At 67.7% G+C, this 23,025-nt stretch carries 18 protein-coding genes; 8 read left to right on the plus strand and 10 right to left on the minus strand.

Going from position 1 to position 23,025, the window contains the following annotated elements:
• Positions 1-255: 255 nt before the first annotated feature.
• Positions 256-945: a dienelactone hydrolase family protein gene (locus FHR21_RS03470; RefSeq protein WP_184095294.1), complete on the plus strand. Its 690-nt coding sequence runs from the start codon at positions 256-258 to the stop codon at positions 943-945.
• Between the two features lie 9 nt (positions 946-954).
• On the opposite strand, the gene FHR21_RS03475 is transcribed toward FHR21_RS03470, so the two are convergent.
• From FHR21_RS03475 to FHR21_RS03485, 3 genes are read right to left on the minus strand one after another with little or no spacing between them, the layout of a single operon-like run.
• On the minus strand, positions 955-1,242 hold the full coding sequence (locus FHR21_RS03475; protein WP_184095296.1) for a type II toxin-antitoxin system RelE family toxin: 288 nt from the start codon (positions 1,240-1,242) through the stop codon (positions 955-957).
• A complete protein-coding gene (locus FHR21_RS03480; RefSeq protein WP_184095298.1) occupies positions 1,229-1,477 on the minus strand; it encodes a type II toxin-antitoxin system Phd/YefM family antitoxin in 249 nt (82 codons plus the stop codon). Before FHR21_RS03480 ends, FHR21_RS03475 begins: the two co-directional genes overlap by 14 nt.
• A 31-nt stretch (positions 1,478-1,508) precedes the next feature.
• Complete coding sequence (locus FHR21_RS03485; RefSeq protein WP_184095300.1) at positions 1,509-3,032, minus strand: S1C family serine protease; 1,524 nt, start codon at positions 3,030-3,032, stop codon at positions 1,509-1,511.
• Between the two features lie 100 nt (positions 3,033-3,132).
• Here FHR21_RS03485 and FHR21_RS03490 point away from each other — a divergent pair, with 100 nt between their 5' ends.
• From FHR21_RS03490 to FHR21_RS03500, 3 genes are read left to right on the plus strand one after another with little or no spacing between them, the layout of a single operon-like run.
• On the plus strand, positions 3,133-3,603 hold the full coding sequence (locus FHR21_RS03490; RefSeq protein WP_184095302.1) for a DUF1203 domain-containing protein: 471 nt from the start codon (positions 3,133-3,135) through the stop codon (positions 3,601-3,603).
• Entirely contained in the window at positions 3,600-4,634 is a 1,035-nt protein-coding gene (gene ada, locus FHR21_RS03495) for a bifunctional DNA-binding transcriptional regulator/O6-methylguanine-DNA methyltransferase Ada (protein ID WP_184095304.1), read from the plus strand. The genes FHR21_RS03490 and ada overlap by 4 nt, the downstream gene beginning before the upstream one ends.
• Entirely contained in the window at positions 4,631-5,389 is a 759-nt protein-coding gene (locus FHR21_RS03500) for an isocitrate lyase/PEP mutase family protein (protein ID WP_184095306.1), read from the plus strand. The genes ada and FHR21_RS03500 overlap by 4 nt, the downstream gene beginning before the upstream one ends.
• 128 nt (positions 5,390-5,517) lie before the next feature.
• Here the strand turns inward: FHR21_RS03500 and FHR21_RS03505 are convergent, their stop codons facing one another.
• From FHR21_RS03505 to FHR21_RS03525, 5 genes are all read right to left on the minus strand, one after another.
• Complete coding sequence (locus tag FHR21_RS03505; RefSeq protein ID WP_184095308.1) at positions 5,518-7,116, minus strand: alpha/beta hydrolase; 1,599 nt, start codon at positions 7,114-7,116, stop codon at positions 5,518-5,520.
• A 58-nt stretch (positions 7,117-7,174) separates the two neighbouring features.
• Positions 7,175-8,755 carry a tetratricopeptide repeat protein gene (locus FHR21_RS03510; protein WP_184095310.1) on the minus strand — a complete coding sequence of 527 codons (1,581 nt, stop codon included), beginning with the start codon at positions 8,753-8,755 and terminating at the stop codon, positions 7,175-7,177.
• A gap of 73 nt (positions 8,756-8,828) precedes the next feature.
• A complete protein-coding gene (locus FHR21_RS03515; protein WP_184095313.1) occupies positions 8,829-10,997 on the minus strand; it encodes a primosomal protein N' in 2,169 nt (722 codons plus the stop codon).
• Between the two features lie 136 nt (positions 10,998-11,133).
• The gene (locus tag FHR21_RS03520; protein WP_184095593.1) at positions 11,134-12,225 is read right to left on the minus strand and encodes a PepSY-associated TM helix domain-containing protein; all 1,092 of its coding nucleotides are present in this window, start codon (positions 12,223-12,225) and stop codon (positions 11,134-11,136) included.
• A gap of 157 nt (positions 12,226-12,382) precedes the next feature.
• Positions 12,383-14,554, minus strand: coding sequence for a TonB-dependent receptor (locus FHR21_RS03525; protein ID WP_184095315.1), 2,172 nt, complete (start codon positions 14,552-14,554; stop codon positions 12,383-12,385).
• A 309-nt stretch (positions 14,555-14,863) separates the two neighbouring features.
• Here FHR21_RS03525 and FHR21_RS03530 point away from each other — a divergent pair, with 309 nt between their 5' ends.
• Positions 14,864-17,173 carry a patatin-like protein gene (locus FHR21_RS03530; protein ID WP_184095317.1) on the plus strand — a complete coding sequence of 770 codons (2,310 nt, stop codon included), beginning with the start codon at positions 14,864-14,866 and terminating at the stop codon, positions 17,171-17,173.
• A 97-nt stretch (positions 17,174-17,270) separates the two neighbouring features.
• Here the strand turns inward: FHR21_RS03530 and dnaJ are convergent, their stop codons facing one another.
• Positions 17,271-18,386, minus strand: a complete 1,116-nt coding sequence (gene dnaJ / locus FHR21_RS03535) for a molecular chaperone DnaJ (protein WP_184095319.1) — start codon at positions 18,384-18,386, stop codon at positions 17,271-17,273.
• A gap of 119 nt (positions 18,387-18,505) precedes the next feature.
• Positions 18,506-20,410, minus strand: a complete 1,905-nt coding sequence (dnaK, locus tag FHR21_RS03540; protein WP_184095321.1) for a molecular chaperone DnaK — start codon at positions 20,408-20,410, stop codon at positions 18,506-18,508.
• A gap of 164 nt (positions 20,411-20,574) precedes the next feature.
• On the opposite strand from dnaK, the gene FHR21_RS03545 reads away from it, so the two are divergent.
• Genes FHR21_RS03545 through FHR21_RS03555 form a run of 3 tightly spaced genes read left to right on the plus strand, consistent with a single transcriptional unit; the run spans position 20,575 to position 23,008 of the window.
• Positions 20,575-21,129: a copper chaperone PCu(A)C gene (locus FHR21_RS03545; RefSeq protein ID WP_221234962.1), complete on the plus strand. Its 555-nt coding sequence runs from the start codon at positions 20,575-20,577 to the stop codon at positions 21,127-21,129.
• A 6-nt stretch (positions 21,130-21,135) separates the two neighbouring features.
• Positions 21,136-21,609 (plus strand): vgr related protein, encoded by a 474-nt coding sequence (locus tag FHR21_RS03550; protein ID WP_184095323.1) that lies wholly within the window; start codon positions 21,136-21,138, stop codon positions 21,607-21,609.
• A gap of 43 nt (positions 21,610-21,652) precedes the next feature.
• The gene (locus FHR21_RS03555) at positions 21,653-23,008 is read left to right on the plus strand and encodes a DNA recombination protein RmuC (protein WP_184095325.1); all 1,356 of its coding nucleotides are present in this window, start codon (positions 21,653-21,655) and stop codon (positions 23,006-23,008) included.
• Positions 23,009-23,025 lie beyond the last annotated feature (17 nt).

The following is a 23,025-nucleotide window of genomic DNA, read 5'->3' on the forward strand; positions in this document are numbered from 1 at the left end:
CCGAGGGGGATGGCTGCGCGGATTTTCTTGGCCTCCGAAGATGCCCCCGCTGCACAGTCGCGGCGCGCGTAGCAACGATTTTGCTGCAATGCAAGGCGGGGAGGGATGATTCACGCCGCCCTCCCGACCCCGTTCGCCCCTCGCCTTCGCGGGGGCAGGCTCCGAGCTTGTCGAAGGGCAGTCCTTTCTCCAAAATGGGGAAGGAAGAATGGCCCTTCGACAAGCTCGGGGCAAACGGGAAAGGGATTGATATCCATGGGTGAGATGATTCGGATGACGATGGACGACGGCGCCGAAATCGCGGTCTATCACGCGCAGCCGGAAGGCGATCGCCGCGGCGGGCTCGTGCTGATCCAGGAAATCTTCGGGGTCACCGACCATATCCGCGAGCTATGCGATGAATATGCCGCCGACGGCTATGAGGTGCTGTCCCCCGCGCTGTTCGACCGCGAGCATCCGGGGTTCGAAAGCGACTATTCGGGCCCGCAGTTCGAGCGCGCGGTCGAACTGGCGCGCCAGCTCCATCCGTTCGAACAGAGTCTGAAGGACGCGCAGACCTGCATCGACGCGCTGAAGGGCGCTGACGATTCCGGGGGACCGGTCTTCGTCACCGGCTATTGCTACGGCGGCTCGGTCGCGTGGCGGATGGCGCAGATCAGCCCCGATCTCGCGGCGGCCTCCGCCTATTACGGCAGCATGGTGCCGACGCAGTTCAAGGACGAGGCGCCGCAATGCGCGACGATCGCCCATTTCGGCCGCTACGACGCCGGCATCCCGATGGAGGGCGTCGAGGCGCTGATCGCAAAGGATCATCCGACCGCGCAGGTCTTCGTCTATGAGGCCGGGCACGGCTTCAACAGCGACCGCCGCAAGGATTATCACGAAGCGTCGAGCGAGCAGGCGCGCGAGCGGACGCTGATGCTGTTCAGGGCGTGCGGGGGATAAAGGCGCGCGTCATAGGCGCTTCGCAGCCTGTCTGTAGGCTTCGCTGCGTTCGCGTTTGCCGATCGCGACGATCTGCACGACGATTCGATCGTCGAACACGCGATACACCAGCCGATATCCCGCTTTGCGGAGCTTGATCTTATAGCAGTCCGGCAGGCCATGTAGCCTGTCGGCCGGAACGCGGGGGCGTGTCAGCCGCTCGCGCAGCTTCTTTTCGAACTGTTTACGGAGCGGGGACGCCAATTTGTCCCATTCCTTCTTCGCATCGCGAAGAAAGATCAGCCTATAGGTCGTCAATCGAAACCTCGATTTCCTCCTGTCCCTGACGCTCGCGGACGATCTCCGCGAGCCGCAGGTCGTCCAGCGCCTCGAGTATCGCCTCCCACGCGTCGGCGGGGACGAGATAGGCTTCGGGCGTATTGCGGTTGAGGATCGCGACGGGTGCACCCTCGGCGGCGCGGATCGCGGCCGAGGGGTTTTTCTTGAGTTCCGAGATGCTAATACCGAAATCGGCGAGAAGAGGCTTTCCCATGACCTGTTAATAGGTCTTTTAACTGGTCACGTCAAGGTTTCGCCCGCTGCTGGCACCGATAGACCAGCCGCTCGTTCGGCGTCGGCGGCAGCACGGCCTTCACCGCATCCTGCTGCGCCGTGAAGGCGGCGAGGGCGGCGGGGTCGGCGGTGCAGCCCTTGATATCCGACGCGGCGCGGATTTCGCGCGCCTTCTCCATCGTCTCGGCGTCGAGCAGATAGCGCTCGACGCGATATTCGCGCGTTTCGGGGTCGATCGAGGCGATCGTCACCGTCGCTTCCTCCTGGGGCACCAGGATGCGCTGCCAGCGCCCGTCGGCGCCCTTCGTATATTGCGTGCGGGCGTTGACGCAGCCGCCCCTGGCGAAATCGACCGGGACGTCGTCGGTCGACGAGACGGTGATACGGCTGCGCTCGGGCTCGATCGTGCAGAGGAAATTGGCTCCGGCGAATGTGGACGCCTTCCCCGCCGCCGGCACGGCGTCCTCGCCGAGGTCGGAAAGTTCGGCATGCGCGTCGGGGCGGGTCAGGAACAGGATGGCGGCCACCAGGATCAGCGCCGCGCCGCCGCCGCCTGCGATCTTCGCCTCGCGCGGCTTTTTCTGGCTGTGAAACAGCAGGCCCGCTCCGGCGCCGAGCGCGCCGATCACGAACAATATTCCGGCCAGCGCAATGCGATTCTCGCGCGCCGCCAGTGCCTCGTCGTTCGCACGTTGCAGGGCGCGTTCGCGTTCGAGCTGCGCCTTGGCCGCCTTCGCGGCCTGCGCCTCGGCCGCCGCGCGCGCGTCGGCGTCGGTCGCGGCGCGGTCGCGCTCGGCCGCTTCCGCCAGCGACAGGCAGGGGGTGCCGACGCTGTGATAATCCTGCCGCGCGTCGGCGAGGAAGCGCGCGATCTCGGGGACCGAAATCGCGAAGGCGAAGGGCGAATCGCCATCGTCGGCGCGGGTGATGGCGGAATTGATGCCGACGATGCGCCCGCACTGGTCGACGAGCGGGCCGCCCGAATTGCCGCGCGAGATCTTGGCGGTGTGGACCAGCATGGCGACGCCGTCGACCGCGCGCCGGTTCGATACATTGCCCTCGCTGCGCACCGGGGTGCGCGGGGTGATGTAATCGGCGGCGCTGCGCGCGGTCGCGAGATCGACATTGCCCGGATAGCCCAGGGCAACGACATCGGCGCCCGATTCGAGCGGGCCGGTATAGACGGCGGCCGAAGGCACCCGGCCTTCCTCCATCTCGATCAGCGCCAGGTCGCGCGCGGTGTCGATCGCGATCAGCTTGCCCGGATAGCTTTTCTGCCCCTCCGACGGCACGACGCCCAGCGCGACGTTCCGCGGATATTTGGCGGCCGATTCGACGACGTGCGCGTTGGTCAGGATGCGCGTCGGGGTGACCGCGATGCCGCTGCCATGGCCGAAACCGACGACTTCGCCGTCGACCATCGCGACGGTGACGACGCGCACGACGCTGCGCGAGACGGCGCTGATATCGTCGGCGGCGCGCGCCGGCAGGGTGAGGGACAGGAGGGCGAGCAGGAGCGCGATCAGGCGGGTCATGGCGGCGCAGATTAGAGGCGCTTGCTTTGAACGCAAGCATCGGGACGCGCGGATCGGCGCGGCATGGCAGACGGGATGCAAGATGAGGAAGGACGATCCAATGACCTATGCCATTACCGGCCTCGACCCCGAACCCTTTGCGCCGCTGTTCGCGATGAGCGATGCAGAGCTTGCGGCGCGGAGCGCGTGCCGGGTGACCGCCAACGCCGACCGCGGCTTTCCGTGCCGCATCAGCCTGGAGGATGCGCGGGCGGGCGAGGAACTGATCCTGCTCCACCATGTCAGCCACGACGTCGCGACGCCCTATCGCAGCGCCTATGCCATCTATGTGCGGCAGGGCGTCGCGGCGGCGACCTGGCGCGACGAGCTGCCGCCGGTATTCGCGGGGCGCACGCTGGCGCTCCGCGCCTTCGGTGCCGATGGGATGCTGCGGACCGCGCGGCTCGCGGGGCCGGGCGAGGTCGACGGCGCGATCCGCGACCTGTTCGCCGACCCCGCCACCGCCTATATTCATGCGCATAACGCCGCCTATGGCTGCTTCGCCGCGCGGATCGAAAGGGACGAGCCATGAGCGTCGCCGCGATGACCGAAGATCAGTGCTGGGACGCGATGCGCCGCCGCGACAAGGCCTATGACGGGCGCTTCATCGTCGGGGTGCTGACCACCGGCATCTATTGCCGGCCGAGTTGCGGCGCGCGCCAGCCCTTGCGGGCGAACGTCCGTTTCTTCGCCGACGGCGCCGCCGCGCGCATGGCGGGGCTGCGCCCGTGCAAGCGCTGCCTGCCCGACGATGTCGGGCGCGACGAGGCGGCGGTGCTGTCGGCGATCGCCGCGATCAAGGGCAGCGAGGAACCGCTCGCGCTCGCCGATCTCGCGCGGCGCACCGGTTATTCTCCGACGCATTTCCAGCGCGTCTTCACCCGCCACACCGGCCTGTCGCCCGCCGCCTATGCCCGCGCGCTGCGCGAGGAGCGGGCGCGCGCGGCGCTGAGCGAGGGAAGCCGGGTGACCGACGCAATCTATGACGCCGGCTTTTCGGGGCCGTCGCGCTTTTACGATATGATGGAGGGACGCATGGGTATGACGGCTTCGGCCTGGGTGAACGGCGGCAAGGGAGCGACGATCCACTGGGCGGTCGTGCCGACGAGCCTTGGCGACATGCTGGTCGCGGCGACCGACAAGGGCGTGTGTCGCCTGTCGTTCGCCGAGGGGCGCGAGGCGCTCGAAAACCGCTTTCCGGCCGCGACGCTGGTCGAGGGCGGCGGTGCGTTCGAGGCGTTGCTGCAAGAGGTCGTCGACGCGGTCGAGACGCCCGCGCAGGGCTTCGATCATATCCCGATCGACGTGAAGGGCACCGCCTTTCAGGAAGCGGTGTGGCGCGAATTGCGAAAGATTCCGGCGGGCGAGACGCGCAGCTATAGCGATATCGCCGCCGCGGTGGGCAGACCGAACGCCGTGCGCGCGGCGGGGAGCGCCAATGGCGCGAACAATGTCGCGGTGCTGATCCCCTGCCACCGCGTGGTGCGCAGCGACGGGTCGCTCGGCGGCTATGCCTATGGGCTGAAGATCAAGGAAGAGCTTTTGAAAAGGGAAGTGAAATGACCGACAAGATTGCCGAATTCCGCGCGCTGCACGTCTCCGGCGACCCGCTGATCCTCGTCAACATCTGGGACGCGGGAAGCGCGCGGGCGGTCGCCGCCGCGGGCGCGAAGGCGATCGCGACCGGCAGCTTCGGCGTCGCGGGCGCGCAGGGCCGCGCCGACGGCGAAGATTTTCCGATCGAGGATGTATTCGAAAATCTCGCGCGCATCCTGTCGGTCACCGATCTGCCGGTCACCATCGACATGGAATCGGGCTATGGCGCCGACGCGGCGACGGTCGGCGTTTCGGTCGGCCGGGCGCGTGCGGCGGGCGCGGCCGGGATCAACATGGAGGACCGGTTGCCGGGCGCGAGCGACCTGCTGCCGGTCGGCGAAGCGGTCGCGCGCTATCGTGCGGCGGCCGATACCGGCCTTTTCGTCAACGCGCGCTGCGACGCGTTCCGCGGACAGGACGCGGCGAAGGACGGCGAGGCGCTGGTCGCGGCGACGCTCGAACGCGCGCGCGCCTATGCCGATGCCGGGGCGGGCGGGTTGTTCGTGCCCTTCCTCGCCGACGCGAAATCTATCGGCGCGATCTGCGAGGGCTCGCCGCTGCCGGTGAATATATTGCGCGGCAAGGGGGCCCCGACCCACAAGGAGCTCGCCAAGCTCGGCGTCGCGCGGATCAGCCACGGACACCAGCCCTGGGCGGCGGCGATGGCGTGGCTGACCGGGCAGGCGGCGCAGGTGCTGTGGGGCGACGAGCCGGATTATTGAGAAGAGGGCAAGCGCCCGATCACTCACGAAATTCGTCATTGCGAGCGGAGCGAAGCAATCCAGAGCGGTTTACGCGGGCTCTGGATTGCTTCCCCCGGCTTTCGCCGGGGTCGCAATGACGGAGTCGCTTACTGTGCTTTCGTCCCCTCCGGCCGCGCCACCGCATACATTTCCTTTGCGATGGTTTTCATCAGCGCCATCCGGTCCTCGCCCTCGCTATAAAGGTCGAAATGGGTGCGGCCGGGGACGAAGCGGAACGAGGATTTGGCGCCGAGCCGGTCGAGCACGGCCTTGAGACGGTGCGCGGGGCCGTCGAGATAGAAAGTGTCGGCATCGCCGACGATCAGGTGGATCTTGCCGTCGAGGTCGGGCTGAAGCCGCGCCCAGTCGCGCTCGACGATATGCGCGATGTCGTAATGGTCGCGCCAGTAAGCGGCGACGGCGGGGTCGATTTTCCCGGTCGCGCGGTCGAACAGCGGGCAGGCGCGCCCGTCGGGGCAGCGGGGCGAGAAGACCCAGTCGAAGCTCGCGAACTGGCCGCCATAGGCGCCGAGCGCGGTTTCGAGCTGCGCGAACTGCTTCAGCGTCGCGATCACCTGGCCCTTGTCGCGGATCAACGGGAAATCCTGACCGTCGGCGCCGGCATAGGCGTTGGCGTTCGCGGCATAGATGTTGATATTGGTGAAGTCGTGGAAATCGCTGGCGTCGGGTGCGGTCGGCCAGGTGCCGCCGAAAATCTTGGGATAGGCGACCTGCAGCCACAAGGTCGACCAGCCGCCCGAGCTGTGGCCGTTGAGGAAACGCCCCGAGGGACGCGCGTCCATGCGATATTTCGCCTCGAGCGCCGGGATCGCCTCGGTGGTCAGCGCGGCGCCCCACGGGCCGTTGTTCGCCGAATCGGCGAATTCATGCGTGCCGGTCGCGATATGATGGTCGAGGATGACCCAGATCATCGGCGGCATCTCGCCCTTCGCCATCATCACCGCGACGCCCGCGGCGTTCATCTTCGCGCTGTCGAGGGTGCTGCCGAAGCCGCCGTCCGAATAGGCGGTCGGATAGGTGTCTTTCCCCTCCTTGTAGCCCGGCGGCAATGCGACCCAGCCCTTGATCGAGGTTGCGCGGCCCGAGAAACCCGTCATCAGCTTCGACGGGATGTCGACCGCCTCGACGTTCTTCAGTCCCGCCTCGACCTCGGCGCGCTTCTCGGGCGGCAGCTTGGCGAGCCGCGCGGCGAAATCGCGCGCCGGAATCTCGGTGGCCAGCGTCAGCGTCGGGACCGGCCCGGGCAGCGTCGCCTCGACCACCGACGAGACGAGGTCGCCGGGGCCGCGCCCGCCGTAATTATAGTCGTGGTTGCGGTCGAGCACCGCCTGCAGGCGGTAGGTGCCCGCCGCGAGTTTCGACCAGGCGGTCGGAAAGGCGTCGACCTCGGTGCCGACGAGCGCCGTGGTGCCGGGCGCCAGATGCTGGACCTCGAGCGCGGCGATCGCGGTGCCGGTCGGGTCGAAGGGCGAGGTGTCGACCGCCTCCTGCGGCTTGGCGCCGGGCTCGATCCTTTGCGCGAAGACCAGCAGCCGTCCGCCGGCATCGCCGCCCAGTTCCCCGGCGACGACGACCGGCACTGCGAGCGGCGCCGGATCGGCGCGGACCGCGGCCGGCGCGGCGAGCGTCAGGGCGATGGCAGGGACGAGGAGCGAAAGCGCGCGGCGCGAAAGAAGACGGGTCATGGCGCAAGGTCTATCCGCGCCATGCCCGCTGTAAAGGCCGTTCGGATCGTGGGAGCCCTTACTTCTCGCCCTCTTCCTCCATCTTCTTGAAGATTTCGGCCATCTTGGCGCGCGCCTCGTCGAGCTTTCCGTCGTCGATCGCCTTGACCACCGCGAGCAGCAGATTCTCTTCCTTGCCCTCATGTCCCTGAAAGGCGATCGGCGCGATCACCGTGCGGGCGAGGTGGCCCTTGCCGTCGTCGAGCAACTGGCGCGTCATGAGCAGGCGATATTGCGGATCGAAGGAGGCTTCGGGATAGACCTGTTCGAGTGCGGTGACGGCCGCCGCCGGGACCGCTTCGCCCGCTTCGCGGAAGGAAAGATAATAGCCGATCGCCGGGCGCGGATCGAGTTCGTCGAGGTGGCGCGCCTTGATAAAATAGGGCCGCGCCTTGGCATAGGCGCTCTTGTCCGCCTTGCCGCGGCCCATGAACACATTGGCCTTGAGCAGATTGGCGGCGGACGATTCGGGGTTGATCTTCAGCGCCCGGTCGGCGGCCACCTCGGCGGCGTCCCAGTCGCGCGCGTCGATTTGCGCTTCGCCGACCCAGAGTTGCGCCGGCAGGCTGTCGGAAAAGGCCGCGTCCTTGCCCGCCATATCGCTGGCGACGTCGCGCGCCTCCTTGCGGTCGACCCCGCGCTGCGAGCGCATATGGTCGCGGATCAGCGCTTCCTCGGCCGCGGTCAGGCGGCGCATCGCGACCTTGGGTTCGACATAATGGCCCGGCTTGACGTCATAGCCGAGGAAGGGGCCGCGCTTGTAGCGGCGCACTTCCCTTTGCAGCGCATCGAGGTCGCCGAAGACGCGTTTCGCGGCGGTCAGGCTGTCCTCGCCGCTGTTGAGCGCCTTCAGATAGGTGAGAAGCTGCCCCTTCCGCTCGGGCGCGAAGTTCAGATAGTGCGAGAGCAGCCAGCCGAAGGTGTAGGACTGATACTGCTGCATGCCGCTCAGCGTCGCCTTGGTGTCGAACAGCCGGGTGAGCGGGATGTCGGGCAGATAGTCGAGCGCCGCGCCGCGCGCCTGCGGGACGTCGCCGACGTGGAAGCTGCCGTCGTCCATGAAGCGGATCGTGCTGTAGAGCTCGGCCGAGCCCTCGGTGTACCATTGCGGATAGGCGGTGCTGAAATTCGACAGCATGAAATGGTGCGTATATTCGTGGAGCAGCACCGTCCTGATGTCGAGGCGCGGGCCGGCCTGGATGCCCTTGCTCGTCGCGATGCGCTCGCGCGCCGGGACGAAGGCCACCGGATTGCCCGCGCGCGGGATATAGAAGCCCGCGACCCCCGATCCCGACGCATGGGCGAAGACCGCGATATTGTCGGTATCGCCGGTGCGATAGACCTGGACGCGGTTCGCCGCGCCGACCTCGGGGCCGGGGACCGGCATGCCCTGAAGCGTGCGCAGCGCATTGTCGAAGCGTTCGAGCAAGGCCGCGAACTTCTCGGCATCGCCCTTGTCGCTTTCCGAATAGACGACGAAGTGCGAGGTCTGCGCTTCCCACCATTCGGCCCGCACCGCCGGGCTGGCGAACACCGCCAGCATCGCCGCCACCGCGCCCAGAAGCCGAGCGGCTCCGCGCGTCCATGCCATCCCCGTCACCGTCCATATCCCCCTTGGCTGTTCCTCTGCGGCGCAGCATAGCGGGCGCCGTCGCGCCTTCAAGTCTTTGGGTTCAAACGAAGCTGTAGGGATCGACGTCGATCGCGAGCCGCGCCTTCGCCGGCCAGTCGATGCGCCCCACCCAGTCGCGGATCGCGCCTTGCAGGTCGAAACTGCGCGGGGCGTGGAGGAGCAGCCGGAAGCGGTGGCGTCCGCGCAGCATCGCGAGCGGGGCGGGGGCGGGGCCATAGATGGCGAGCCCGTCGGCGACCGGCGCCTTCTGCCCCAGCCGCTGCGCGACCCCGCGCGCGACCTCCACATCTTCCGACGAGATGACGAGCGCGGCGAAACGGCCATAGGGCGGCGCCCCCGCCTGCCGCCGCGCCGCGGCCTCGGCGGCGTAGAAACCCTCACGGTCGTTGGCGACGAGCGCCGCCATCACCGGCGCGCCCGGCACCCGCGTCTGGATCAGCACCTCGCCGGGCTTGACCCCGCGCCCGGCGCGCCCCGCGACCTGCGCGATCTGCTGAAAAATACGCTCCGATGCGCGCAGATCGCCGCCGTCGAGGCCGAGATCGGCGTCGACCACGCCGACAAGGGTGAGGTTGGGGAAATGATAGCCCTTGGTGACGAGCTGGGTGCCGATGATGATGTCGACCAGCCCGCCCTCGACATTGTCGACGAACTCGGCCGCCTTGGCGGGCGACCACAAGGTATCGGAGGTGACGATGGCCGTTCTGGCTTCGGGGAAACGCAGCGCCACCTCGTCGGCGACGCGCTCGACCCCGGGACCGCAGGCGACGAGGCTGTCCTCGTCCTCGCATTCGGGGCAGAGCCGTGGCGGCGGCATGACATGGCCGCAATGGTGGCAGGCGAGGCGGTGGACGAGCCGGTGCTCGACCATCCATGCGGTGCAGTTCGGGCACTGGATGCGGTGGCCGCAGGTGCGGCACAGGGTCAGCGGCGCGAAGCCGCGGCGGTTGAGGAACAGCAGGCTCTGCTCGCCCTTGCCGAGCCGGTCGGCGAGCGCGTCGACCAGCGGCGGCGCCAGCCAGCGGCCGCGGTCGGGCGGGTCGGTCCGCATGTCGATCGCGGCGAGATCGGGCAGCGTCGCACCGCCGTAGCGCGCGGGCAGGACGATATGGCGATAGCGCCCCGCCTCGACCTGCGCGAGGCTTTCGAGCGCCGGGGTCGCGCTCGCCAGGATCACCGGCAGCCCCTCGAAATGCCCGCGCATCACCGCGACGTCGCGCGCGTGATAATGGACGCCGTCCTCCTGCTTGAAGCTCGTCTCGTGCGCCTCGTCGACGACGATGACGCCCAGCTTCGCATAGGGCAGGAAAAGCGCCGAGCGCGCACCGACGACGATCTTCGCATCCCCGCTGGCGATGGCATGCCACGCGCGGCGGCGCTCGGTCGAACGGAGGCCACTGTGCCACGCGACGGGCTCGCAGCCGAAGCGCGCCGCAAAGCGGGTGAGCATCGGCTCGGTCAGCGCGATTTCGGGGAGCAGGACGAGCGCCTGCTGGCCCGCTTCGACCGCGGCGGCGATCGCCTCCATATAGACTTCGGTCTTGCCCGATCCGGTAACGCCGTCGAGCAGCAAGGTCTCGAACGTCGCGGCGGCCACCGCTTGGCGAAGCTCGTCCGCCGCCGTCGCCTGCTCGTCCGACAACTCGGGCGGCGCGAAGGCGGGGTCGGGCGCGGGATAGGGGGCGTCGGCCGACACGCTCACCGCCTCGAGCGCGCCCGCCTGCACCAGACCGCGGATCACCGCGTCGCTGACCTCGGCCAGCGCTGCGAGTTCGCGCACCATGCCCTGCCGCGCGCCGATCTTTTCGAGCGCCACCGTGCGCTGCGGCGTCATCCGCGCGGGTCGCTCGCCGGTGGAGCGATATTCGACGATCGGGCGCCGCGCATCGGCGAAGGCGGCGCCGGGCAGCACCATGCGCAGCACCGCGCCCGGCGGGGCGAGATAATAGTCGCTCGTCCATTCGACGAGGCGGCGCAGCGGTGCGGGCACCGGCGGCACCGCCACAATCTCGTAAAGATTGCGGAGGCGATTGTCGCCGACCGGCTCGGGCGCGCCGAAGCTTTCATCCTCCCACACCACCCCGCCCATCCGCCGCGGCCCGAGCGGCGCGACGACGACGCTGCCGAGCACCGCCTCGCTTTCGCGCGGAACGCGATAGTCGAGCGGGCCGAGGGCGGCGGTCAAAAGAAGGACGCGGGCGCGGGTCATGGGATTTGGCAGGATATAGGGCGCTGCCGGAAATAGGAAAGCGACGGTTTGAAGAGTCGTCGCCCCCGCGAAGGCGGGGGCCGCTGGCAACCTTGCGCTACGCCGCCAGCGGCCCCCGCCTTCGCGGGGGCGACGGTCAGCTTGGCGCCAGCGCCGTCTTCGCCGCCCGCTTCGCCGGTTTCGGGCGGCGGAACCAGAAGGTCCAGACCGCGAAGCTGCCGAGCATGGTCAGCGACAGGCCCGAAAGCGTCAGCACCAGCCGCCAGAGAAGCCCGCCCACCTTGCCCGAATGGAGCGGATAGGCCTTGTTGAACGCCTGCGCGCCCGGCGCCATCGCCAGCGCGTCGCGCGCGCCGAGGATGCGGCCGGTTGCGGCGTCGAACCATAGGGTCGTGCGGCCGTTGGGCAGCCATTCGGCCTGCTGGCGCATCCGCAGGCTGATCGGATCGCCGGCCTTGCGGGGCAGGCTGAGGATGCGGAATTCGGCGGTCGGAAAGCGCCGCCGCGCCGCGGCGAACATCGCGGCGTAATCGGGCTTCGCGGCGAGCGGGCCGCTTTCATATTTCGGCGGCTCCATCGACTTGACCGTTTCGGCGACGGGTCCGAAGGGTGCGACCATCGCCATCGCGAAGGGGCGGAAGATCATCATCGTGCCGGTGACGAGCGAGAGCAGCAGCAGCGGCGCGACGACGACGCCCAGGTCGCGGTGGTGGGTGACGATGGCGGGACGGCTCATCCGCTTCGGCCACAGGCGGAGGCGAAAGCTCTTCCGGGTCCGCCACCAAAGGATCGCGCCCGTGACGACGAAGAACAGGCCGCACAGCCCGGCGATGCCGGTCACCCATTCGCCGCTGTCGCCGGCGAAGAGATGGTGGTGGAAATCGAAGATCCACAGTTCGGGCCGCTCCCACTGGCTCGCCCAGCCAGCCACGACACGCCCCGACTGGTCGGCGTAGAATCCGGCGCCCTCGCCCAAGGCGAAGCGCCCCTGATGCAGACCGAAGCCGTCATGAGCATAGATGATGCCCTGCGGCGCGCCGGGCAGCGCCATGATCGTCTCGGTCGCGGCGGTGACGCTCGCCAGGTCGGTGCGCAGCGGATCGCCCGCGTGCGGTATGCCGATCCACGCATCCTTGTGGAGCAGGATCGTGCCCGACAGGCCGAGCAGCGCCAGCAGCAGGCCGATCAGGCCCCCCGTCCAGCGATGCAGCGTGTCGAGCAGTTTCATCATCGGATCATGCAGACGTCAAATTGATCCACCGTCATTGCGAGGAGTCGCAGGCGACGAAGCAATCTCCAGCTATCGGCAAGGCGGGGCGATAAGTGGAGATTGCTTCCCCCGGCTTTCGTCGGGGTCGCAATGACGGCAAAAGGCGTGTCACGGATTAGAATCGGTAATCCCAGCCGAGCGTGAAGGTGCGCCCGCGCCCCGCGAAGTTGAAGAAATTGTCGGTCGGGCGCTGGGTGTCGCTCGCGTAGCTGATATATTGTTCGTCGAACAGATTCTGCACCGCCAGGCTGATGCCGCCGAGGCTGGTCTGATAGCGCACGAAGGCGTCGGTCAGATTATAGCCCTCGAAATCGTTGCGCGGATCGCGCCCCGGCCCGCGGAAGCTGCGCGCCAGATAGAATTGCGTCTGCACGCGCGCCGACACGGGGCCGTTCGCATAGGCGGCGGCGAGGTTGAGCCGGTCGGGCGAGATGTTCGCGCCGTCGAGGTCGGTGTCGACCGCGCCGTCCTGATCCGCGTCGAAACGGCCGTCGATATGGGCATAGCCCGCCGAGACGGTCAGCCCGTCGATCGGCAGCTTGATCGCGAGATTGACCTCCAGCCCCTCGATCTCGACGCGCTGGCGCACGACGTCGAAAATGCCGTCGGGCCGTGCGATCAGCAATTGTCCCTTGGTGCTCGTCGACCAGAAATAGGTCGCGCTGGCGTTGAGGGGGCCGCGCTTGACCTCGACCCCGATCTCGCGGTTGTTCGAGACGATCGGCGCGATGTCGAGATAATTGTCGATGTCGACCCCCGCGACCTTTACCGCGCGGGTGATGCGGCCGATGTCGGGAACGGTATAGCCCTCGGCATAGCTCGCATAGGCGCGGATGCCGGGGATCGGCTCGACGATGACGCCGCCATTGAGCAGCACGTCGTCGAAGCTGGGGCTGCCGCCCGCGACGTCGACGCCGCCATAGGTCGCCTCGTCGCTGCCGTCATAGGTGTTGGCGGCCAGCGTGTGATAATCGGCGATCTTGATCTTCACATTCTCGTAGCGCGCGCCGCCGGCGAGGCGGACGAGACCGCCCGCCAGCTTGAGATTGGCTTGGCCGAAGGGCGCGAAGCTGCGGAATTCGCTCGGCGGCACCCAGGCGCGGTCGGTCGCGATCAGCCGCTGCTCGGTCGTGTCCCACAGCGCGTCGAAGCCCGCGATCAGCGTCAGCGCCTCGAAGCCGGGAACCGCGCGCTCATAGCTCAGCTTGCCGCCGATCTTGCGGCTGCGGTTCTGCGACTGGTCGAACAATGTGCCGACCGGCGCGATGGTCGGGTCCTGAAAGCTGGCGATCGGATTGGGCTCGCCGCCGAAGGTGTCGCGGCTGCGGTTCCAGAAGATCTGGCTGACGAAATTGCCGCCGCCAAGGTCGGTGTCGGTCAGCGACAGCGCGACGCTTTCGGTGCGGCCCGTCGCCGGGACGCCGGGCGGCAGGCCCGGCTCGGCGCTCGTCGGCAGTCCGCCGGTCTTGTCGCCCGCGACCGGGGCATAGTCGCCGTCGCCCTCCAGCTCGAATCGGCTCGCGATCAGGTCGAGCCGCATCGTGTCGGTCACCGCATAGCCGAAGCGGCCGAACAGCGAGAGCGCCTTCGAATCCATCGTCTCGCCCTGCGTCAGGTTGATGCCGACCGGGCGGCCCTCGCCGTCGCGGAACAGGCCGCGCAGCTCATAGGCGGCGCCGACGCTCGCGTCGAAGCGGCCTGCCTTGTACTGGATCAGGCCCGCGGTCTTGCCGCCCATGCCGGCCTCCGAAAAGTCGTCGTCGGCCGTCGCCTGCAGCAGCGCGCGGCCCGATACGCCTTCCTCGGCCGGGGCGCCGACGGTGACCTGGTTGACGATGCCGCCGGTGCCGCCGATCCCCTGCAGCGCGTTCGATCCGAAAATGACCTCGACCCGGTCGATGAAGAAGCCGTCGATGGTGAAGCCGTCGCGGCTGCCGTCGCGCATCGGGGTCGATTGCGGGATGCCGTTGATCGCATAGAGCGGCGCGCGCCCGCGCAGCGTCTCGCCCGCGCCCGACAATTTCTGCCGCGTCGGCGAGAAGCTGGGAACCAGCGTTGCGACCGCATCGGTGACCGACCCCGAAATCGCGATCTGCTGGTCGAGCGCCTCCTTGCCGATGACATCGACCGTCAGCGGCAGCGCATTAGCCGGCAGAATCGAGCGCGCCGCGGTGACGACGATCGTATCTTCCTCGTTCCCCGCTGCCGCGGCGGCGCCATCCTGCGCGAAGGCGGGCGAGGACAGCATGGTGCAGGCAAGTGCGGCGGCGACCAATTTGCGATTCATTCTCATCTCCTGTTCGCGAGTGGCCGCTAATGCGAGCGATTTGCAGATGCAAGGGTTTTCGACCTGCCCTCTGGAGGGGAGCGGCAGCGTTCGACCGTGTGTGGACGTTTCATTCTTCGTCACCCTGAACTTGTTTCAGGGTCCATGGCCTGCCCTTGAATACGGCGCGGCGCCGAAGGAGAGACCCGGCCATGGATGCTGAAACAAGTTCAGCATGACGAGGTTGGATGGCGGCTCCCCACCCCACGGCCGACACCCGCTCGCCTGAAAGGGTGACGCTTACCCCAAAAGCGCGCTATCAGCCCCGGCATGCGGGAAAAGGAATTGCGGTTCGCCCTGATTTGCTACGGCGGCATCAGCCTCGCCGTCTATATGCACGGCGTCACAAAGGAAGTGTGGCGGCTCGCCGCGGCGTCGCGGGCCTTTCACGACGGCGAGGCGATCGCGGGGTCGGGCGGGGTCTATCGCGACCTGCTCGCCGACCTGCTCGCGGGCAGCAACGTCCGGCTGCGCGTCCTCGCCGACATTGTCGCGGGGGCGAGCGCGGGCGGGATCAACGGCATCTTTCTCGCGCGCGCGCTCGCGACCGGCCAGTCGCTCGACCCGCTCACCGAATTATGGCTGACCGACGCCGACGTCGATCGGCTGATCGACCCCGACGCGCGGCCGCTGTCGGCGGCGACCAAATTCTGGGCGGTGCCGATCGCCGGCTGGGCGATGAAGCGGCGCGGCAACGTGATCGACCGCACCGTCGGCGGCGCGGCGCAGGACGAAGTGCGCGCCAAGCTGTCGCGTTTCGTGCGCGCGCGCTGGTTCGAGCCGCCGTTCGGCGGCGCGACATTCTCGAACCTGATTCTCGACGCCTTCGACGCGATGGACGCCGGGCCGCGCGGGCCGGTGCTGGTGCCGGCGGGTCAGCCGGTCGACCTGTTCGTCTCGGTCACCGATTTCGCCGGGCACAGCATGCCGCTCGCGCTCAACAGCCCGCCGCGCGTGACCGAGCAGGAACATCGGCTGATCATCCATTTCCGGCACGACGGCCGCGCCGGCAAAAGGCTGGACGATGTCCCCGGCCTCGCCGCCGCGGCGCGCGCGACGGCCAGCTTTCCCGGCGCCTTTCCGCCCTTCACGCTGCGCGAGATCGACGCGGTTCTGGAAAAGCGCGGGATCGACTGGCCCGATCGCGCCGATTTCATCCGCGTCCAGTTGCCGCACGGCGACGAAGCCGATTCCGCTGACCGGGTGCTGATCGACGGATCGGTGCTCGCCAACGCGCCCTTCCGTCCCGCGATCGCGGCGCTCAAGCAGCGGCCGGCGCGCCGCGAGATCGACCGGCGTTTCGTCTATATCGACCCCAAGCCCGATTACCGCTCGATCAGCTTCAACCGCCACGGCGATCCGGTCGAGGGCGAGGAGAAAAGGCTGCCCGGTTTCCTGACCACGATCCTCGGCGCGCTCTCCGAAATCCCGCGCGAACAGCCGATCCGCGACAATGTCGAGGCGATCGAGGCGATGTCGCGGCGTATCCGCCGGATGCAGCATATCGTCGACGCGATGAAGGTCGAGGTGGAGGAACAGGTCGCCGCGCTGTTCGGCACCACCTTCTTCCTCGACACGCCGACCCCGGCGCGGCTCGACAAGTGGCGCGCCAAGGCGCAGGTCGAGGCGGCGGCGCGCGCCGGTTTCGCCTATCCGCCCTATGGGCACCTCAAGCTGTCGGCGATCGTCGAGGAACTGGTCCGCCTGATCGACCGCCTGTCGCCGTCCAAGGGGGCGGTGCATCGCGCCAATCGCCGGACGGCGCTGTGGGACGAGGTGCGCGCGCGCGGACTGGATCGCATCTCGGGCAAGAGGGGCGCGGGGGCGAGCCGCGACGCGGTCGACTTCTTTCGCGCCCACGACCTCGGCTTCCGTACCCGCCGCCTGCGCTTCCTCGCGCGCGAACTCGACGCGGTCGAGGCAAAGCGCGACGAGCGCGATCCGGCGTGCGAGGCGATGCGCGAGGCGATCTTCACCGCGCTCGGCCTCTATCTCGAGCGCGAAGGGGATAGCTGGCACGCCGATCTCGACGTGGCCGAGGATGCCGGCATGGGGGCGTGGCTCGATGCGATCGGCGCGCGGCGCGACCTGCCCGCGGTCGATCGCGAGGGCGACGGGCTGCTCGCCAAAAGCCTCGCCGCGCTGCCGAAGGACGACCGGCGGCAGCTCCTGCTCGCCTATCTCGGCTATCCCTTCTACGACATTGCGACGCTGCCGCTGCTCCAGGGCGAGGGGTTCGACGAGTTCGATCCGATCAAGATCGACCGCATCTCCCCTTCCGACGCGACCGCGATCCGCACCGGCGGTGCGGCGGCGATGCTCAAGGGAATCGAGTTCAACAGCTTCGGCGCCTTCTTCAGCCGCGCCTATCGCGAGAATGACTATCTGTGGGGGCGGCTCCACGGCGCCGACCGGCTGATCGACATCGTGGCGAGCAGCATCGGCGGCGAGGGCGCGCTGAAGACCGACGAGCTGGCGGCGCTCAAACGCCGGGCCTTCCACGCGATATTGGACGAGGAGGAAGGGCGGCTTCCGAAGGTGAAGGCGCTGATCGCGGAGATCAGGGGGGAGATAGGCTAAATCTCTCGCCGCCCCCGCGAAGGCGGGGGCCGCCGTCGGCTTTGCCCTTCGTCGCTGCGCAAACCTCCAGCGGCCCCCGCCTTCGCGGGGGCGACGATCACTCCGTCAGATCGTCCCACATATCCTTGATACGCCCGAAGAAGCCCTGGCTCGCGGGACATTCTTCGCCGGTCTCGGTTTCGCGGAACTCGCAGAGCAGTTCCTTCTGCCGCGCGGTGAGCTTCGTCGGCGTCTCGACGTCGATCTGGATCACCAGGTCGCCGTGGCCGCGGCCGTTGAGCACCGGCATGCCGGCGCCACGCTGGCGGAGTTGCTTGCCCGACTGAATGCCCGCGGGAATGCGGATGTCGTGCTTGGCGCCGTCGAGACCGGGGATGACGATCTCGCCGCCCAGCGCTGCGATGGTGAAACTGATCGGCGCGCGCGTGAACAGCGTCGTGCCCTCGCGTTCGAACAGCTTGTGCCGCGCCATGTGGAGGAAGATGTAGAGGTCGCCTGGCGCGGCGCCGCGCGCGCCGCTCTCACCCTCGCCCGACAGGCGGATGCGTGTGCCTTCGTCGACCCCCGGCGGGATGGTGACGGTCAGCGACTTGCGCCGGTCGACACGGCCCTCGCCGCGGCAGGTGGGGCAGGGATCGGCGATCACCTCGCCCGCGCCCTGGCAGGCGGGGCAGGTGCGCTCGACCATGAAGAAACCCTGCTGCGCGCGCACCTTGCCGTGGCCGCCGCAGGTTCCGCAGCGGTGAGTGGTGGTGCCCGGCTTGGCGCCCGATCCGTCGCACGCGTCGCAGCGCGCGGCGACATCGACCTGAATTTCGCGGCTGCAGCCGGTGAAGGCGTCCTCGAGCCTTATCTCCATATCATAGCGCAGGTCGGCGCCGCGCGCGGGGCCGCGCTGTTGCTGGCGCCCGCCGAAAGCCGAACCGAAGATCGATTCGAAGATGTCGCCGATATCGCCGAAATCGGCCCCGCCGCCGCCGAAGCCGTTGGGCATGCTCTTGCCGAACCGGTCGTAGGCTGCGCGCTTCTGTGGGTCCTTCAGCACCTCATAGGCTTCGTTGATCGCCTTGAAGCGGGCCTCGCTGACCTGGCACCCCGGATTGCGGTCGGGATGATATTGCATCGCCAGCTTGCGATAGGCCGCCTTCAGCACCTTGTCGTCGGCGGTGCGGTCGACTTCCAGCAGTTCGTAATAATCGATGTCGAGCGACATTCTTCAAAGCCCCTGCTTCAACCCGTCACCCCGGCGAAGGCCGGGGCCGCTGTCGGTCCGGCGGCGCCGGTCCCGAGAGCGATGCCGGCTTGCGCCGGCATGACGGCTGAAGGTCATCCTTACTTCTTGTCGTCCTCGACTTCCGAGAATTCGGCGTCGACGACATCTTCGTCGGCCTTGCTCTCGCCGGCGTCGGCGGCAGGAGACGCCGCGGCCTGCTGTTCCTTTTCATAGATGGCCTGGCCGAGCTTCATCGCGACCTGCGCCAGCGCCTGCGACTTTTCGGTCATCGCGGCGGGATCGCCGCCCTCGACTGCGGTCTTGGCTTCGGCGACCGCCGCCTCGATCTCGGACTTCAGCGCCGCATCGATCTTGTCGCCATGCTCTTCGAGTTGGCGTTCGGTCGAGTGGATCAGGCTTTCGGCGTTGTTCTTCGCCTCGGCCGCCTCGCGGCGCTTCTTGTCCTCTTCGGCGAACTGCTCGGCATCCTTGACCATCTGGTCGATGTCCGCGTCGTTGAGGCCGCCCGAGGCCTGAATCTTGATCTGCTGTTCCTTGCCGGTGCCCTTGTCCTTGGCGTGGACCGACACGATGCCGTTGGCGTCGATGTCGAAGGTCACCTCGATCTGCGGCACGCCGCGCGGCGCCGGCGGAATGCCGACGAGGTCGAACTGGCCGAGCAGCTTGTTGTCTGCCGCCATCTCGCGCTCGCCCTGAAAGACGCGGATCGTCACCGCCGACTGATTGTCGTCGGCGGTCGAATAGACCTGGCTCTTCTTGGTCGGGATGGTGGTGTTGCGGTCGATCATGCGCGTGAACACGCCGCCCAGCGTCTCGATGCCGAGGCTGAGCGGGGTGACGTCGAGCAGCAGCACGTCCTTGACGTCGCCCTGCAGCACGCCCGCCTGGATCGCCGCCCCGATCGCGACGACCTCGTCGGGGTTGACGCCGGTGTGGGGTTCCTTGCCGAAGAAATCCTTCACCACCTCGCGGACGCGCGGCATGCGCGTCATGCCGCCGACGAGCACGACCTCGTCGATGTCGCTCGCGCTGACGCCGGCGTCCTTGATTGCCTTCTTGCACGGCTCGAGGGTGCGCTTGACGAGATCCTCGACCAGTTTCTCGAGGTCGGCGCGGGTGATCGTCTTGACCAGATGCTTCGGCCCGTTGGCGTCGGCGGTGATGAACGGCAGGTTGACCTCGGTCGACTGCGCGGTCGACAGCTCGATCTTTGCCTTTTCGGCGGCTTCCTTCAGACGCTGCAGCGCCAGCTTGTCGCCGCGCAGGTCGATGCCCTCGTCCTTCTTGAAGCCGTCGGCGAGATATTCGACGATCTTGCTGTCGAAATCCTCGCCGCCAAGGAAGGTGTCGCCGTTGGTCGACTTCACCTCGAACACGCCGTCGCCGACTTCGAGCACCGAGATGTCGAAGGTGCCGCCGCCGAGGTCATAGACCACGATCGTCTTGTTGTCCTGCTTGTCGAGGCCATAGGCGAGCGCGGCTGCGGTCGGTTCGTTGATGATGCGCAGCACTTCGAGGCCCGCGATCTTGCCGGCGTCCTTGGTCGCCTGGCGCTGGGCGTCGTTGAAATAGGCCGGAACGGTGATGACCGCCTGCTCGACCTTCTCGCCCAGAAAGGCTTCGGCGGTTTCCTTCATCTTCTGAAGGATGAAGGCCGAGATCTGCGACGGCGAATAATCCTCGCCGCCGGCCTTGACCCAGGCGTCGCCGTTGGCGCCCTTGACGATGTTGTAGGGGACGAGTTCCATGTCCTTCTTGGTCATCGGATCGTCGAAACGGCGGCCGATCAGGCGCTTGACCGCGAATACCGTATTTTCGGGATTGGTGACCGCCTGGCGCTTCGCCGGCTGGCCGATCAGGCGTTCGCCGTCCTTGGCGAAGGCGACGATCGACGGCGTCGTGCGCGTGCCCTCGACATTTTCGATAACCTTGGGCTTGCCGCCCTCCATGACCGCGACACAGCTATTCGTGGTGCCGAGGTCGATCCCGATCACTTTGGCCATAATGTTAACGTCCTTGTTGCTCTTGTGGCGCCCTCAACAGGCACGCCGGATACAGGGTTCCCCCAACGGGGTTTCTGGGCGCGATATAGGTGCGCCGCGGCTTGGCACAAGGGCTTCGGGGGCTTATCTGTCACCTGTGTACTGAGCCATATCGGGAGCGTCCCATGATCAAGTCCCTCGCCACCGCCGCCCTTGCCGCGTCCGCGCTGACCCTGTCGTCGTGCGGCGGCGATCTGGGCAAGGAGCCCGAACTGCGCGTCGCAAGCGGCTATATCGAGATGGGGGCAACCCCCGACCGGCCCGCGGCGGGCTATTTCACGATTCTGGGCGGGCCGCGCGACGTCGATCTGGTCGCGGTGACCGCCGATCTCGCCCAGCGGGTCGAGATGCACGAAAGCGTGCGCGAGAACGGCGTCGTGACGATGAAGCCGCTGACCAGCGCGCCGGTGCCGGCGAAGGGCAAGCTGGAGTTCAAGCCCGGCGGCAAGCATCTGATGATCTGGAACATCAACCCCGCCGCGGTGCGCGTCGGCAAGCTGCCGATGATCTTCGTCTTCTCGAACAACAACAACGAGCGCATCCTGTTCGACCTCAAGATCCGCCAGGCCTCGGCGGCCGGCGACCAGGGCAGCGCGGCGATGGATCATGGCGGGATGGACATGGGCGACATGGGCGCGGCTGGCGCGGATAAGGGCGCGGCGGACCCGGCGAAGAAATAAGCTGGGGTGGCGCGACCTTCGCGTGTCCTGACGCCCGGCGAGATCGCGCTCGCGCGCAGCGTGTTCGGTGATGCGATTCACTATGACCGGGTGCGCGTGTGCAACCATAAGTGGATTTTCTTCCAGCCGCGCCGGGTGGTGATGGCGCCGATGGGCGCATTGCATTTCCATCCGCACGGCGGCCTTTATTGCGAGGACTTCAGCCGCGCGGACCGCGCCTCGCAGGGGCTGTTCATTCACGAGATGGTGCATGTCTGGCAGGCGCAGACGCGCGGGCGCTGGTATCTGGTGCTGATGCGCCATCCCTTCGCGGCCTATAGCTACGGTCTCAAGCCCGGCTGGCGCCTCGACCGCTACGGCCTCGAACAGCAGGCGGAGATCGTGCGGCATTATTGGCTGCTGACGCAAGGCGTGACGATCGCCGGTGCGCCGGGCGTGGAGGCGTATCGCGCGGTCCTGCCCTTTTCGCCCGCGCCCTGAAAATCACTAGCCAAGCCCGCGCTGTTCGTCCTATGTTCCGCGCATGACCATCGCCACATTGCTCGCCGCCCTGATCGCCCTTGCCGTCGGCGCGCTGATCGGCTGGCTGTTCGCGGGGCGGCAGGCGGGCGGGCTCAAGGCCGAGCGCGACGGGCTTGCCGAGCGGTTCAAGGCCGCGGTTGCCGACCTTGCCGCCGAGGCGGAGGCGCGCAAGGCGGCCGACCTGCAACTCTCCGCGCTGCTTGCCGAGCAGAAGGCGCGCGATGCTGCGCACGATGCGCAGATCGCGCAGCTCAAGGACGCGCAGGCGGCGCTGACCGCGCAGTTCCGCGAGGTCGGGCAGGCGATGCTCGGCGAGGCGCAAAAGGCGTTTCTCGAACGCGCCGAGGCGCGCTTCAAGCAGAGCGAGGAAAGCGCGGGACAGAATCTGAAGGCGCTGCTCTCGCCCGTTCACGAGCGGCTCGAAAAATATGAGCAGGCGGTCGCGAAGGTCGAGGCCGAGCGCCGCGACGCCTTCGGCATGCTCCACGGCCAGATCGCGGCGATGCGCGAAGGCACCGAGCGGGTGTCGAGCGAGGCGGCGAAGCTGGTCAACGCGCTGCGCAACGCGCCCAAGGCGCGGGGGCGCTGGGGCGAGCAGCAGCTTCGCAACGTGCTCGAAAGCTGCGGCCTTAGCGAGCATGCCGATTTCCAGACCGAGGTGAGCGTTACCGATGGCGACGGCGGGCGGCTACGCCCCGACGTCGTGGTGAAGGTACCGGGCGGACAGAGCCTCGTCATCGACGCCAAGGTGTCGCTGAACGCCTATCAGGATGCGTTCGGCGCGGTCGACGAGGGCGAGAAGACGGCGCACCTCGCGGCGCACGCCGCGGCGATGAAGGCCCATGTCAACGCGCTCGGCGCCAAAAGCTATTGGGCCCAATTTCCCGACACCCCCGATTTCGTCATCATGTTCGTTCCGGGGGAACATTTTCTCGCCGCTGCGCTCGATCAGGATACCGCGCTTTGGGACTATGCTTTCGAGCGCAAGGTCCTGCTGGCTACCCCGACCAACCTCATCGCGATCGCGCGGACGGTCGCGGCCGTCTGGCGACAGGAGAAGCTGGCGAACCAGGCGCGCGATATCGCCGCTCTGGGGAAGGAACTTTATTCGCGCATCGCGACGATGGGCGAGCATATCGTCAAGGTGGGCCGGAATCTGGACCAGGCGGCGGGCGCCTATAATGCGTTTGTAGGCAGCTTCGAGGATCGCGTTCTCACGCAGGCGCGGAAGTTCGAACTTCTCGACGTCGAAACCAGCGGCAAGGAAATCCCCGAACTGCCCGTCGTCGAACGGGCGGCGCGGCCGCTTGCCAAATTGGGGGTGGTGCCGAGCGCGGTGAACGACGGCGGGAAATAGCCGGCGTCGAGGGGGCC

It is taken from the genome of Sphingopyxis panaciterrulae, assembly GCF_014199295.1.
GTDB lineage: Bacteria > Pseudomonadota > Alphaproteobacteria > Sphingomonadales > Sphingomonadaceae > Sphingopyxis > Sphingopyxis panaciterrulae.

Bases quoted from the DNA above. Each gene is read 5' to 3' on its own strand.
- FHR21_RS03515 (WP_184095313.1), bottom strand. From the start codon at position 10,997: ATGACCCGCGCCCGCGTCCTTCTTTTGACCGCCGCCCTCGGCCCGCTC.
- FHR21_RS03525 (WP_184095315.1), bottom strand. From the start codon at position 14,554: ATGAATCGCAAATTGGTCGCCGCCGCACTTGCCTGCACCATGCTGTCC.
- FHR21_RS03470 (WP_184095294.1), top strand. From the start codon at position 256: ATGGGTGAGATGATTCGGATGACGATGGACGACGGCGCCGAAATCGCG.
- FHR21_RS03530 (WP_184095317.1), top strand. From the start codon at position 14,864: ATGCGGGAAAAGGAATTGCGGTTCGCCCTGATTTGCTACGGCGGCATC.
- FHR21_RS03490 (WP_184095302.1), top strand. From the start codon at position 3,133: ATGACCTATGCCATTACCGGCCTCGACCCCGAACCCTTTGCGCCGCTG.
- FHR21_RS03480 (WP_184095298.1), bottom strand. From the start codon at position 1,477: ATGGGAAAGCCTCTTCTCGCCGATTTCGGTATTAGCATCTCGGAACTC.
- FHR21_RS03555 (WP_184095325.1), top strand. From the start codon at position 21,653: ATGACCATCGCCACATTGCTCGCCGCCCTGATCGCCCTTGCCGTCGGC.
- FHR21_RS03500 (WP_184095306.1), top strand. From the start codon at position 4,631: ATGACCGACAAGATTGCCGAATTCCGCGCGCTGCACGTCTCCGGCGAC.
- dnaJ (WP_184095319.1), bottom strand. From the start codon at position 18,386: ATGTCGCTCGACATCGATTATTACGAACTGCTGGAAGTCGACCGCACC.
- dnaK (WP_184095321.1), bottom strand. From the start codon at position 20,410: ATGGCCAAAGTGATCGGGATCGACCTCGGCACCACGAATAGCTGTGTC.
- FHR21_RS03545 (WP_221234962.1), top strand. From the start codon at position 20,575: ATGATCAAGTCCCTCGCCACCGCCGCCCTTGCCGCGTCCGCGCTGACC.
- FHR21_RS03485 (WP_184095300.1), bottom strand. From the start codon at position 3,032: ATGACCCGCCTGATCGCGCTCCTGCTCGCCCTCCTGTCCCTCACCCTG.
- FHR21_RS03505 (WP_184095308.1), bottom strand. From the start codon at position 7,116: ATGACCCGTCTTCTTTCGCGCCGCGCGCTTTCGCTCCTCGTCCCTGCC.
- FHR21_RS03520 (WP_184095593.1), bottom strand. From the start codon at position 12,225: ATGAAACTGCTCGACACGCTGCATCGCTGGACGGGGGGCCTGATCGGC.
- ada (WP_184095304.1), top strand. From the start codon at position 3,600: ATGAGCGTCGCCGCGATGACCGAAGATCAGTGCTGGGACGCGATGCGC.